11 protein-coding genes and 2 pseudogenes are annotated in these 13,824 nt (G+C 42.8%); 4 read left to right on the top strand and 9 right to left on the bottom strand.

Going from position 1 to position 13,824, the window contains the following annotated elements:
- Window positions 1-194 (bottom strand): annotated as a pseudogene (locus FOR85_RS11090) (hypothetical protein); the annotation flags it as partial.
- Window positions 195-713: 519 nt separating this feature from the next.
- Window positions 714-2,486, bottom strand: a complete 1,773-nt coding sequence (locus FOR85_RS11085; protein WP_144297954.1) for a potassium/proton antiporter — start codon at window positions 2,484-2,486, stop codon at window positions 714-716.
- Between the two features lie 171 nt (window positions 2,487-2,657).
- On the opposite strand from FOR85_RS11085, the gene FOR85_RS11080 reads away from it, so the two are divergent.
- The 4 genes and pseudogenes from FOR85_RS11080 to FOR85_RS11070 all read left to right on the top strand — a co-directional run bounded on the left by FOR85_RS11080 (window position 2,658) and on the right by FOR85_RS11070 (window position 5,320).
- On the top strand, window positions 2,658-3,017 hold the full coding sequence (locus FOR85_RS11080; RefSeq protein WP_144297953.1) for a hypothetical protein: 360 nt from the start codon (window positions 2,658-2,660) through the stop codon (window positions 3,015-3,017).
- A gap of 128 nt (window positions 3,018-3,145) precedes the next feature.
- On the top strand, window positions 3,146-3,505 hold the full coding sequence (locus FOR85_RS12975) for an RNase A-like domain-containing protein (protein ID WP_190295549.1): 360 nt from the start codon (window positions 3,146-3,148) through the stop codon (window positions 3,503-3,505).
- A 14-nt stretch (window positions 3,506-3,519) separates the two neighbouring features.
- On the top strand, window positions 3,520-3,810 hold the full coding sequence (locus FOR85_RS11075) for a contact-dependent growth inhibition system immunity protein (protein ID WP_068408792.1): 291 nt from the start codon (window positions 3,520-3,522) through the stop codon (window positions 3,808-3,810).
- Window positions 3,811-4,038: 228 nt separating this feature from the next.
- Window positions 4,039-5,320, top strand: a pseudogene (locus tag FOR85_RS11070) (IS256 family transposase).
- Window positions 5,321-5,760: 440 nt separating this feature from the next.
- On the opposite strand, the gene FOR85_RS11065 reads toward FOR85_RS11070, so the two are convergent.
- The 7 genes from FOR85_RS11065 to nqrM form a co-directional block, all read right to left on the bottom strand.
- Window positions 5,761-6,117 (bottom strand): DMP12 family DNA mimic protein, encoded by a 357-nt coding sequence (locus tag FOR85_RS11065; RefSeq protein ID WP_144297952.1) that lies wholly within the window; start codon window positions 6,115-6,117, stop codon window positions 5,761-5,763.
- Window positions 6,117-7,199 carry a PAAR domain-containing protein gene (locus tag FOR85_RS12815; protein ID WP_223808614.1) on the bottom strand — a complete coding sequence of 361 codons (1,083 nt, stop codon included), beginning with the start codon at window positions 7,197-7,199 and terminating at the stop codon, window positions 6,117-6,119. Before FOR85_RS12815 ends, FOR85_RS11065 begins: the two co-directional genes overlap by 1 nt.
- A 484-nt stretch (window positions 7,200-7,683) precedes the next feature.
- Complete coding sequence (locus FOR85_RS11045; protein ID WP_223808613.1) at window positions 7,684-10,305, bottom strand: FtsX-like permease family protein; 2,622 nt, start codon at window positions 10,303-10,305, stop codon at window positions 7,684-7,686.
- Window positions 10,283-10,981, bottom strand: coding sequence for an ABC transporter ATP-binding protein (locus FOR85_RS11040; protein ID WP_144297951.1), 699 nt, complete (start codon window positions 10,979-10,981; stop codon window positions 10,283-10,285). The genes FOR85_RS11045 and FOR85_RS11040 overlap by 23 nt, the downstream gene beginning before the upstream one ends.
- Window positions 10,978-11,799: an arylesterase gene (locus FOR85_RS11035; RefSeq protein ID WP_144297950.1), complete on the bottom strand. Its 822-nt coding sequence runs from the start codon at window positions 11,797-11,799 to the stop codon at window positions 10,978-10,980. The genes FOR85_RS11040 and FOR85_RS11035 overlap by 4 nt, the downstream gene beginning before the upstream one ends.
- A gap of 90 nt (window positions 11,800-11,889) precedes the next feature.
- Window positions 11,890-13,167, bottom strand: a complete 1,278-nt coding sequence (locus tag FOR85_RS11030) for a CynX/NimT family MFS transporter (RefSeq protein WP_144297949.1) — start codon at window positions 13,165-13,167, stop codon at window positions 11,890-11,892.
- Between the two features lie 374 nt (window positions 13,168-13,541).
- Window positions 13,542-13,787, bottom strand: coding sequence for a (Na+)-NQR maturation NqrM (nqrM, locus tag FOR85_RS11025; protein ID WP_144297948.1), 246 nt, complete (start codon window positions 13,785-13,787; stop codon window positions 13,542-13,544).
- Between the last annotated feature and the right edge of the window lie 37 nt (window positions 13,788-13,824).

Raw genomic sequence — 13,824 nt, 5'->3', positions numbered from 1 at the left:
TCATCCCAGCCTTTGAGGACTGAGGCATTGACCACCGCATTATCGAACGATAATGATATTTCCATGACGGCCAAAATAGCGGTAATAGATAAGGTGGTTATCATACCGCCTATACCGCCATGTGAATATCCCCACCATGCCGCGATCGCTAATGCAATGGCGGTGAAGATAAAGTCTAAATAAAAATGTCTCATGACATATCCTGTCTGGTTGCGTAAAGCTATAGTCAAAATACCCTAAAAACGCTACGGTATTGCTGATATCAATTTTTCGTAGCCTCTGTCTGCGCAGGCACAGCAAGCAAGAAAAATTGATATCAGCAGTGCGTGATGTATTGATATTACTTTTCTCTCACTATAAGTGTATCTACTAAAAGTATGAGGCATAAAAAAAGTGGCTATCGTGAGCCACTTTCCTATGTGATTTTTAATAGAATATAAAGTATTTTTGAAAAATCTTCTATGTAGAATTGTCACTGTATTTTTTATGCTTTGGCGATTAAAAACACCTTATATTTTAATAATAATTCTAAGCGTAAGACACTGATTAAATAAAATTTTGCTATTTTGGGTATACCCTAGCGATACCAGTAAAACAAACCATAATTTGAGCTAATGAGTTACCTAAAATGGACAATGTTAACAGGACTATTAATTGTCTTAAATGGTTGCCTTTTGGCTACTAGTCCATGTTATGTCTAATAATGATAGAAACTATGCCACCGCTGACCCCTCTAGTTGTTTTAGGCCAATCGTTCTCAGTCTTCCTTGGTCATCAACTTCTTTAATGACTAATAACCACTCCTTATTAATCACAACCGTATCGCCTGCTACGGGTGCCATCTTTAAGCTATCCTTAATGTATTCAGCAACCGTTTGTTCCCACATATTTTTCGTGTTCAGGGTATCTTCTAGAGATTCGAATTTCATCCTATCGGTAAAGAAAGGCACATCTTTAAGTTTGACACTCGGCGATAGCATCCAATCGCCATAAAAATCATCGATGGCTCTACGGTCTAACGTAGTGTCATTAAAAACAGTCGCAATCTGATCGGCATAATCGCCACTCATGGCATACCATACGCTATCGCCAAATTTGAGCTTAGTCTTTTCATTAATTGCCAAGATTTGCTGACCACGCACCAAGGCAAAAACATGGATTCCTTCAGGGCTGATACGCGTAGATATATCCTTCGGATGACGACCAATTGCAAACGCGCCTAACTTTACTTCAAATTCATACAACGTAATACTTGCTCTATCTGACACCCACACTTCATGCTCTTCTTTTGGGCCCTTATTGTTAGGAATACGCACTTTAAACAGATTGGCCATAAAAGGAATGGTCGTCCCTTGTAATACTAATGATAAAACTACCACCCCAAAAGCAATATCAAATAGCATAAAGGCATTGTCCACCCCTGCAATCACTGGCAACATGGCAAGGGTAATGGGTACCGCACCGCGTAAGCCAACCCAAGAGATGAAACCGATCTCTTTGTTTTTAAACTTAAAAGGTAAAACACTGGTATAGACTGCAATAGGACGAGCCACTAAAATCATAAAGGCAGCAATGGCCACTGAATAAGGCCAAACTTCAAGAACGTTCGATGGCGTGACCAATAGGCCCAATACCACAAATAACACCGCTTGCGACAACCACGCAAAGCTGTCCATCACGCGCATGACATGCTCAGTTGAGCGTACCTTATGGTTGCCAATCAGAATACCCGTGACAAAGACGGCTAAAAAGCCACTACCGCCCAGTAAGTTAGTGGCAGAAAACACTGCTAAACCCGCCGACATTATTAAAATGGCATACATACCTTCTGCCAAATGTATCTTAGGTAATAATCGAGATAGGAAATAACCAAAGAACAAGCCCATTCCTAAACCAAAACTAAGCTGTTGTAATAGTAGGCCTAAGAAGCCTAGCGCTGTCTGTCCGGCAGGATCAACATTTAGAGCAATCAATCCAGTGACTAACAGAATCGCTAAAGGGTCGTTGGCGCCCGACTCTAATTCAAGCGTGGCTTGGACACGATCATTTAATTTAACACCGCCATTACGCAGCAGTGAAAACACCGCTGCCGCATCGGTTGAACCCACGATTGCTGCCAGTAATAAGCCAAAGCGCCAATCGACATCCAGCAGCCATGTGACGAATACACCCAGTATCATGACTGTCGCAAGTACGCCCCAAGTAGCCAGTGTGATGGCTGGTTTTAAGCCAACTCGGAATGATTTAACAGAGGTGCGCAACCCGCCATCTAACAAAATACAGGCTAGGGCTGCTTGTCCGACAAAATTGGCTATCGCATATTGAGAAAATTCAATACCCAAGATACCTTCTTCACCAGCAAGCATCCCGACGACTAAAAACAATAGCAAAAGTGGAACACCCAAACGCGCCGATAACGTACTTGCCATGATACTGGCGAAAATTAATACTGCTCCTACGAGATACACGATATTTAAGGTATCCATGTTTCATTAAGCCCTATTTTATATACTAAGCTGTTTTAACCAGAGCGGGAGTAACATTTACCCATTGCTTTCAACGGTTAATTATTGTTTTAACATGCTCCTTAAGAATAACTGAGCTATGCTTGTATGTTAGTAAATATCTTATTCTATTATTGCTAAACGAGTCATATTATGAAAAAAGAGACACTGACAGGACTATCTATTATTACATTTGCAGCATTTTATATTTGGATTCAAAATGGCAGTAACCCATTTGATAAAAAAAGAAATACTGAACTCGAACAAGCTCAAAAAACATCAAAGATTGCATTGCTAACGAAGTGCCAGAAAGCAGTACAGCCCATGCTTAAAGGCTTTAAGTCTATGGACATTAAACGAAAAAACACAGACTACAGACGATTAAATAATGGTAACTTTGAAGTCATAACACATTACTACGCTGAAGATAGTTTGGATGCGGCTCCGCTCATTATCGTCGACTGCTTATTCGATAAAGATGGCAGTTTATTAGAAACAGCGCAGGTTAAATAACTTTCAGTATAGCTATGGAGCTGTAGTAGATAAGACTTTAAATAACACACCTTTTTCTCAAACTTTTAAGCTGGTCATGCTGCTAGCCATTTGCTCAGCCAGTTTTTTAATGTCAGATTGAGTGGTCATTGCTTATTCTCCTGTTATTGAATTATAAGCAGTTGCACAGAGTTTGGGAAAGGCTCATTGCGAGGCTTTCAGCTGAACCAAAACTTAAAGCAACTTCTACATTTTCGGATCTTTATACTGCAGAACGTGCTATAAGAGATACTCTTAGATTAAATCAAACCAAGGTTAACGAATGGTTGCAATCTTCTTCAGGTCCTAATCGTCTAGTATTACCACAATCTCTAGGATATAACGTTGGTCGAGTAATCAGTAAAGGATCAAAACAGAGTACCAACTCGCAAAAGGTACGTTTGGTAATTGACAAAGACCCTGGAGCGCCAAAAGGATTTGTAATTATTACTTCATATCCATCACAATAACCGTAGGAAACATAATGCTTAACGCGTTCAAATATATTATGGAGTGTTACTTTTATCAAGATTGGCAGTCTGAGTTTTCTCAAGAAAAGGAAGTGCTAGTTTTTTTCGCTAAAAAAGAAAACTTAGAAATTGTAAATAATGTAATCAGTGATATTAAAGTTGTATTAGAAAATGACTTGTCAGAAAAAATTTTTCAAGATAATAACTTTGATTTTGATCCATTATTAGAAGGTTACAATACCGAAAAGGAATGGTTTGAGTATGCTTATGAGTTGCTGACTGATGAGATTAGTAAGCGCAAGTAAGGAATTATTAGTATGGACTTACTAGATATTGAAAGTTACTTAATTGAAAATGAGGCTCAAGACTTATATTTTATAATTCATGAGGCTTTAGAAAAAAATAAATTAAGTTTTTTGGTGTAATGGACAAAATTCATGCTAAAAAGTAGAGGGTAGTCGCTAATGGACATAATTCGAGCCTTTCCCAAACTCTGTGTAACTGCTTATAATCCACTAACAGGAGAATAAGCAATGACTAACCAATCTGACATTAAAAAGCTGGCTGAGCAAATGGCTGGTAGCATGAAAAGCTTCGATGACATCAAAGACTTTCAAAAGCAGCTCATGCAATCCTTTATCGACACTGCCCTTGAAGCTGAGATGGAAGACCATCTCGGCTATCCCAAGCATGAAAAGGCGAATAAGCCAAACAAGCGCAATGGGCACACTAAAAAAACCGTCCGTAGCGACACAGGCGATCTTGAGATATCCACCCCAAGAGACCGTGACAGCAGCTTTGAACCTACACTCGTCAGTAAGCATCAAAGTCGTATTAGTGGCCTTGATGATAAAATCATATTTCACTACAGGCATAGCCTTACGTCTTGCGCTTCGGGCAAGTGTCTCCCAGACACTTGCTGATCCTCGCTCATACGCCAAAGGTCAAACCACTACTGAGATTGTCGAAACCATCAAGGACATCTACGACGTCGACATCTCAAGCAGCTTGGTTTCCAGAGTCACTGACAACATCTTGGATGACATCACCGCTTGGCAGAACCGGCCACTGAGCAGTGTTTATCCTATCGTCTACTTAGACTGCATTGTCGTCAAAGTTCGTCAGGACAAGCAGATCATCAACAAAGCTATCTATCTGGCCTTAGGCGTTGCTCTTGATGGTAAAAAAGAGCTGCTTGGCATGTGGCTATCAGAGAACGAGGGCGCTAAATTCTGGCTTGGTGTTCTCACTGAGCTACAAAACCGCGGGGTACAAGATATCCTAATCGCTTGTGTCGACGGTCTAAAGGGCTTTCCTGATGCCATCAATACGGTTTATCCAAACGCTCAGGTCCAGCTTTGCATTGTTCATATGGTGCGCTATTCGATGAAGTTCGTACCTTGGACGGACAAGAAGGCCGTAGCAGCTGATTTAAAGGCCATCTACGGTGCTGATACGCTTGAGATGGCAGAGGCCAATCTTGAACACTTTGATGAAGTATGGGGCAAAGAGTACCCGCATGTCATCAAGTCTTGGCGCAATAACTGGGAGGGCTTAACGGTGTTCTTTGAGTATCCGAAAGATATCAGAAAAGCCATCTATACCACCAATGCGATAGAGTCGCTAAACAGTGTGATTCGAACGGCGGTGAATAAGCGTAAGGTGTTTCCCTCTGATCAGGCAGCATTCAAGGTAGTATATCTGGCAACCCAGCAGGCATCGTCAAGGTGGTCGATGCCAATCCGTAACTGGACGTCTGCTTTAAATCGCTTTATGATTATGTTTGATGATCGTATCAGTAAGCATTTAATCTAAATGGCAGTTACACAGAATTCGGGATGGGCTCTATATAATTTCTTATCATTTTATTTTTCCGACCACAATTGCTTGAAAATGATATTTTTGAAACTCTGAAAAAGTTAAGTCTGACTTAAGAGGTCTAGCGATTTCTCCCCATGTAAATAATTTTAGCTTGATAGCATCAGAGGGTTTTACATCACTTCTTATGGAACTACTGTCACTATTACGTAGCTGGTCAGTCCAGACTACCCAATGATTAGGATGGTTGACAGTTGGTAAACTTTAAGCAGAATTATAGCGACAACAAAGCAAAGATATAGGGCATGGCCGTTAACGCCCTATGGTTTTTGGCTAACTTGTGACCTGAAATTTAAATAAAAATGGAGTACTTCTTGTTCTTAATCTATTCATCCTCCGACATGTTTGCTACCGACGTTTTAAATTATATGCAAGCATCAAATATGTATAAATAGATCTCTATTATGGTCAATTGCATATTTCAAGATATAAATCATCTTTTCAATATTTTTATCCTTCGGTGTGTCCATATTTAAAAAAGCATCATATACCTTTTCAATCGTTTCAATATCATGTATAGAGTCGTCTTCGCTTGGTTCTAGTAGTTCACCAGTCTGTTCAGAGATCGTGTGCCATAACCCTTGCGCATGATAATACTCGACTTCATCAGTAGTAAGGGGTAATACGGTATCAGCTTCTAAATTATCATTTCCCCAATCTATTGTTTCAACGTAATCATCTATATTAACGTCAACAGGTAGGCAAAAAAAGCGGTAATTAGGTTCATAACTCATTAGTCTGTATTCCTTAAATGTGTTTGCTTTTGCATATGATCTTTGGCTTCCTTCCCTTTCAATCCACCTGTAGGAGGAGGTTTACCATTTGGTGAAACATACTGTTTTTGCGTATTGTCGTATATTCTAAAATAATTATTTTCATTATCCTTAATAATAGTATGACTATCGCTTGTATATCTTGTCTTTACACCATCTTTACTAAGAACACCTTCTGCATTTGGTGTAAATTTTTCATGACTGTCTTTTAAACTTCCTTTCGACCAGTTAGGACTAAATTTTTTATAGTTCTCAGCTCTCTTTATCTTAGCTGAGTCTACTACTCTTTTCATAGGGAATGAAAACTTACTCCTGATGACATACTGTCCAGCTTTGACAGCTGCTTGAGCAGATTTAACCGCGAATCCTGCTGGTAGTGTCAATATATCAAAAGCGAGCATATCTCTTGCTGCAATTTTTTTGACGCCTTCACGAAATTTTGTTTCGTCACCACCAACGTTTATATACATAGCTTCAAGTTCTGCCTGATAACGAAGCTCTTCAGGAGTACCAGCCGTACCAGATATGTATGCTGGTCTATCAATACCTCCCCCTCCTTCGTTAGGTTCACCAGCATAAGTATTACCTGCTACAAGAGTACCCTCAGCTGCATCATCCTCATTATCAAAAGGCGTAAAGCTGACAAATAAGATATCTCGATCGTTGTTATCAGACTCTGATGGTTGGTTGTCTTTAGGCGCTGCAAAGCTAGAGAATACTGATTCTGGATCAGACTTAGGGAATTGTATAGGCGCTGGCTGCTCAACGCCCATCACCTCAAAATCAGATTCACAGAACGACTGCTGAACCGCAATGAGCTTAGCACCGCAGCTGGTCACATCTCCTGCGCGAGCAATAGGTGCACCATCGACAATAAACGAGGCGTCCCCTGTCAAAATAGTCGTCACCTTTTTACATTTTTTACAGATCACTTTATCGCCTTTACGCGATATGGGAATACCGTTGTGAGTCGTGTATGGTGAGCCGCTAATCACCTTGCCGCCATGAGTTGTCGTCGCGCCTACGGTGATATAAGCTGCCATAGTATCGTCCTAAATATCGCTAAGACATAGATTTTAACATAATAAACGAACATAAGTTTACAAAAGCCATAAGATAGTTACCACCATTCAAGTCTTCACTAGAAAACCAAACAGACTTATATGGCCTAATATTCAAGGTACTCTTTGATAGGACGTTTATTAAACTGTGTAGGGTCTTTTTTAAGACGGTTAATCATTTCAAACTCCCACATCTTAGGGTCTTGAGCTGCTGGACTGGTAGAGCTAACCAAATGGTTGTAATCGGCAACAAAGCTGAGCCTTTCCTAAATTTCGTGTGAGTATTTCTACAATCTAAATGATAGTTACACAGTTTTTAGGAAAGGCTCAAGAATTAAGAAATTCTCTCTTATGTTATACCGAAACAGTGCTTTGTTTAATTTATCTTCAAACTTAGACTTGCAAATAATATCGTATCAAAAAGCCCCTGTTTAGGGACTTTGCAATGCTAGAAATTTTTTCACCCCTAAATCATCGCCCGAACCCGCGCCATAATCCCGCGTCCAATCACCAACCTCACATAAATAATGGCAATGGCAAACAGCAAACCAATTAACGCCACACCGCCCATACCCAAACTTGTCCACGGCACACTAAAGCGCAGATTAAACCATTGGGTAATAGCAGCCCATGCACCGATATTAGCGATAATGACCGCAAATAAGGCGGCACTAATGCCAAGTATGCCAAGCTCTAAGGTATTGAGCATATAGAGGTCGCGCTTTTGCATACCGAGCAGCCTAAATGAGGCGCTGTCTTTCATGCGGTCTTGCGAAGTAGACAGTAGCGAGCTAATCAAAACCATGATGCCTGTTAACAATGCCAGTAAGGTGAAGACGTAAACCAAGCGGCTCATTTGTACGACCAATTCTTGGACTTGCTGCGCGATTGCTGTGCCGTCGATGGTCGTTACCGCAGGAAACTCGCGTACTAACTGACCTTGGAGCTTTGGAATATCATCCGCTGCGACATGGGCGGTGGCAAATTGGATTTGCGGCGCAGCTGCTAACACTTCAGGCTCAAATAAAAAGTAAAAATAGGGACTGGGTCCTTTCTCATAGCGCGAGCGGATACTGGTGATTTGCCCGACAATCTCAATCCCTTGGATATTAAAGCGCACCTGATCACCCATACCGACGTTTAGCAAGCTGGCTGCCGTATCCAAAATCGATAAGGGCGCAACGGTTTGTGCTGGGTCGTTATCTGAAGTCTTAATAGGGGCATAAAGCTTGTCGTTTTCTACCGCATCAGTGATGAATTCAGTGTCCATCACCGTATCGGCGTAGCTCAAATTAAAGACCCGCGCCGGGTCATCAAAGCCGTCAGCAGGCTCGATATCTTGTACGGGTATATTATTAGCCGTGACGACACGCGCACGAATGACAGGATAATAGCTGACAGGGGCAGCAATAATATTATTAATCTCGTCATGCTGGTCGCTTTGAATATCGAGTAAAAATAAATTGGGCGCATCTTCAGGATAGGCATTAATAAACTGGGCATTGATACTATGATTGAGCGTGGTAATCAAAGTTAAAACCGCCACTGACAGCGATAAAGTGACAAAAAATAATGCTGACTGATTGCCTTTACGGGCAAGGTTATGGATAGCAATACGCTGCATCCAGCTGATATTAGAATGCTTGGCAAACTTAGTCAGCAGCCATAACCAACCGCGAGCCAATAGCCAAAATATCGCTACGAAGGCAGTTAAGCCTATTAACAGCTGCGCACCTAGTAACAGAGAATTGACTTCATAAGCGAAAAACACATAGAGACCAACTAGCATCAATCCATACCAAAGTAACGGCAGACTCCGATACCAAGGCAGATTTTGCGAGTTTGTGCTTGCACCTTGATTAAGCAAAGTCGCAGGCTTGGTGCTACTTAACGTGCTTAAACCACGCTGAGCAATCAGCAAGGTCAGCACTAGCGCGATAATAATGGTTTTAATGGCGCTAATTGGGTTAATAGCTAAACCAACATCCGCTGGCAAGATAGCAATCAGATACGGCTGGCCGACTTTAAGTAAGCCAAAACTCACGATAACCGCGGCCACACAGGCGATGATAGTAGTAACAATCAATAGCTGATAGTAGCTGCGTTTTAAGGATTTAAGCGGCTCACCTAATGCCAAGCGAATGGCATTACTAGACTGCTGCTTGGTCACAAAAGCGGTAATGACACCGTACATCGCAACGGCTGATAATAACAATACGGCAATGACGAGCAGCTTTAAAAACATTAAAACGTTGTCAGAGATACGCGAGACAGAGGTATCTGCTGACTTGGCATCAGAGAGCTCAATATCAGGATAATTATTGAGTATTTGCGTCAGCTTATCTCGCTGCACGGCCATTAATTCAGGCGCGCCGGCCAACTCAATACGATAGTTAATACGGCTACGCTGTCCTAATAAATTGGTCGCCGCGAGCGCATCCTGATGCATCAAAACCCGCCCACCAAAACCAAAGGCAGTCAGTGGACGGTCAGGCTCTTTGGTCAGCACGTCGCTAATAATAAACTCAGCATCACCAATGGTGATTTGGTCACCGACACTGGCGTTTAAGCTGTTTAGTACTTCAGGCGCGACGACGACATTAGCAGCGCTTAATTGCTGCCATAATGGTTGCCCCGAAGCAAGCTCGGCTTCTCCATATAATGGATAAGCTGGCGAAACCGCTTTAACGCTGGCAAGTAAAGTTTGCTCATCGGTCACCACCATCGCACTAAACTGATAGTCATAAACGATTTGCGTATCAGCGACCGTCTCTACTTGTGCTAATATCTCGCTTGGCCAATCTTGCTTACTGTTTAAAATCAAATCGCCGCCAACGAGCGCGCGCTGATTATCATTGATATAAGTATCAACCGATTGCTGGATAGAATCTAAAGTCAGGTAAGTGGCAAGCGAAAGAACTAGCGTGATTAAGAATAAGACGGGGTATATCCAGCGCTGCCACCAGCTACGACTTAAGGCTTGCGCGCCCAAGTTTTTTGAAATTAACAGACGATTAAATAGTTGGCTTATGATGCCACGCGAATCAGTCGACTCATTATCCATGTTATCCATTGATTTTTGATCCATCTATCATACCGTCATGCATGGTAATGACACGATCTGCCATCTCCGCTAGTGCGGCATCGTGGGTGACGACCACCAGTGCCGAGCCAACTTGCTGGCGTAAATCTAATAACAGCTGCATCACTTGCTTGGCATTTTGTTCATCTAAGTTACCGGTTGGTTCATCGGCAAAGACGATTTTTGGCTGCGATACCAACGCACGGGCAACTGCTGTTCGTTGCTGTTCTCCACCTGATAATTGGTTAGGTAAGCTATCACGCCGATGCCCTAAATCAACCGCTGCAATCAATTCATTGACGCGTGCTTTATTCGGACGGCGGGCAATATCAAGCGGAAAGGCAATATTTTCAGCAACAGTTAATGTCGGTAATAGATGAAACGATTGAAAGACAAATCCCATCTCACGTTGGCGAATGACCGCCAGCGTATCTTCATCAAGGCTGCTTAACATTTGCCCTGCCAACTCAACCGAGCCACTATCAGGATAATCTAACGCTGCTAGTAATCCGAGCAAAGTCGATTTGCCCGAGCCGGATTTACCCATGATGACCACAAACTCGCCCGCATTCACATTGATATCGACGTCTTTAATAATGGATAATGATTGCTCTCCGACTTGGACGGTTTTATTCAGCTTGGAGGCGGTAAGTAGCGCTTTGTTATTGGCTGTAGCGGTCATTGGCTAGTCTCAGTAGGCGTGCTAGGTTTCGTTGCCGTATCGGTATAGGCTGCTTCTAGCTTTTCGATTTCAGGTTGCAGAATTGGCAAAATATTGTCGTTAACGATAATAGTATAGCCTTCCTTGGTTGGATGAATGGCATCGGCTTGGTTTAATTCTGCATCACCGCCCACACCGTCTAAAAAGAATGGAATCAGCGTCACATTCATATCTTTTGCCACCCTTGGGTATATCGCGGCGAACGACTCTACATAGTCAGCGCCAAGATTGTCATAAATCTGCATACCACCCAAGATAACTTCGCTTCCGCCATCTTGAAGGCGTTTAATAGCGGTGCGAATATTGGCTTCTACCGTTGCCACATCGATACCGCGCATGGCGTCATTGGCACCAATGGTCAAAATGGTGATATCAGGTTTGGTCTGCAACACCCAATCGAGTCGATTGACGAGCCCGGTACTGGTTTCACCACTCAAGCCTGAATTGATTACTTTGACGTCCTTATAGCCAAGCTCTTGTAAGCGAGCTTCTAGCTGCGCCGGATAATTGGCATCATTGTCAACGCCAAGCCCTTCAGTTAACGAGTCACCCAGTGCCAAGATGGTTAAAGGTGCTTGCTGCTCAGCTGAATGCTTAGATGGAGTAGATTCTGGTGTTTGAGGTTCAGCCATTGTCGTATTGACGGCCGAATTATTATTTTGAGTGTTATCAGCCGTTTTAGTGTCAGGCTGTTGTTGACAACCGCTAATGGCGATTGCGAGGCTCAAGGCAGCGACTGTGAGCAAACGCTGCGGTAGGCGGAAGAGTATATTTATCATGATTCTGCTGTCCTAAATACAATAAAGTCAGTCTAGCAGAATCTAATAAGCAGCAATATGGTACAAAAGTTAATTGAGGTTTGAGGTAAATTAAATCTTTTTACCATCGACCATGACTGGGCGGCTGACCAGCCAAGCAAAACCCACGTTGATAATCATCAATATCAGCATAATAAATAAAGGCAAATCCCAGTTGTTCGTTGCTTCGTGCAACCAACCGGTGCCAAGTGGACCAAAAAACGCAATCAAATAACCAATGGCTTGCGCCATGCCCGACAGCTCACTTGATTGATTGGCGGTATAAGTACGCATCGAAAACAGCATCATACTTAAGGTGAAAATCGCCGAGCAGCCCATGCCCATTAGTCCTGACCATAGCCATGCATAATCGGCAGATAGGTAAGTGAGACCTAAGACGCCGAGTACATTTAGCGTTGCCGCAAAGATGGCAAGCGCTTGTATAGGGCGCCCGCGGTTGACAAGCCAAGTCAAGCTTAAAATAGCGACCGGTGCCATAAATTGGAAGACAGAGCCCATTTGTCCAGCACTCACTGCTGACAGCCCTTTACTTAGCCAAATCGACGGTAAGAAACTGGCAACGGTATAAAAAAGCAAGGACTGTAAGCCCATAAATACCGCAATTTGCCAAGCAAACGGCGTGCGCCACATCGAAATGTGCGATGGCGCTTTCTCGCCTGCCGCAAGCGGTTTGATGGGCTGATGATTTGATGAACCCAAACGCAGCCGTAGCACTACCCAAATGATTAAGGCAAACAAGCCTAAAATCGACCAGCCACCCAGCGCCCATTGCCAGCCAAATTGCTCAGATAACGGCAAAACTACGCCTGCGACAATCCCTGCCGAGACGGTCATGGTAAGACTAAAGAAACCAGTAATCAGCGGAATATGGTTCGGTGTGCGCTGCTTAATCACCGGAGCAGCAAGGGTATTGGCAAAGCCAATTGCCAATGTCAATAGTAAGGTGCCGCTCAAAAAGCCAATCCACGTCGGAATAATGCTACGAATAACCATACCTGCGGTTAATAACGCAATCATCGTGATCAGCGTATTTTCAAGCCCAAAACGCTTCCCAATCGTAGGCGAAATAAAAGCCCCAAGCGCAAAGGTCAGCATCGGCACCGCACCAAGCCAACCAATTTGGGTTTCGGAGATATCAAGCGCCCCTTGTACCACCGGTGCAATAGAACCCAGCGCCACAATCGGCGCGCGCATATTGGACGCCAATAAAACCATAGCACATAGCACCAGCCAAAAAATAAAGCGCGATGAGGGCAGCTTTAGGTTTGCTGGCGCATCTGGTTGAGACTGGGACGGTATATCAGATTGCAAATTAGGAGAGGTAGACATAGCAGCACGACTATTAAAATAAAAAAAGGACACGTCATTTATAAGCACTGACTCAGCAGCACTTATAAATAACCCCAAGGCCCGTCGATAAGACGGCGCTCAAGACCACATATTAGAATATAGAGTATAAAAACACTTGCAGAAAGCAAGTCATATGAACTTGCTACCCCATTTATCAGGGTAAAGTTAGTATATGAATAGTGAAGTTTTGGCTCTGCTGATAGCGCTTATGATAAAAAGGCTTTTATATAAACGCTAAAGCAAAAATAGCGTCAGTCATCGTTAGTTTGCAAGGTTAATTGCAAAGGACTCGACGCTATTATAAGAATAGAGGGCGGCTAAATACTACCAACGTATGGTAACAAATAGCAGGTTTATACCGACTTGCCTAATTGCGCAGCCTTTAGCGCGGTTTCTTGCTGCTGGTCAACCAGCGAATCGCATTTATTGGGGTCGTTACCACAAAATGAGCAAAACTCGTCACCCATCAACTTTGCCACACCACCGCACGAGCCTCTAAGCGGCTTTTTTTTGACCATATAACCGATGCCCATAAAGATAAAAAACAGCATAAAGACGGTAAAGGTAACAGCAAGCATGGGAAGCAATTGGTTAAGCATAGAGATAACCTCTCGTTTAAAATATGAAGCAGCCATC

The sequence above is a fragment of the Psychrobacter sp. YGAH215 genome (assembly GCF_007280595.1).
GTDB lineage: Bacteria > Pseudomonadota > Gammaproteobacteria > Pseudomonadales > Moraxellaceae > Psychrobacter > Psychrobacter faecalis.
The sequence above is the reverse complement of the archived record's forward strand: the minus strand, read 5'-3'. Positions and strand labels throughout refer to the sequence as shown.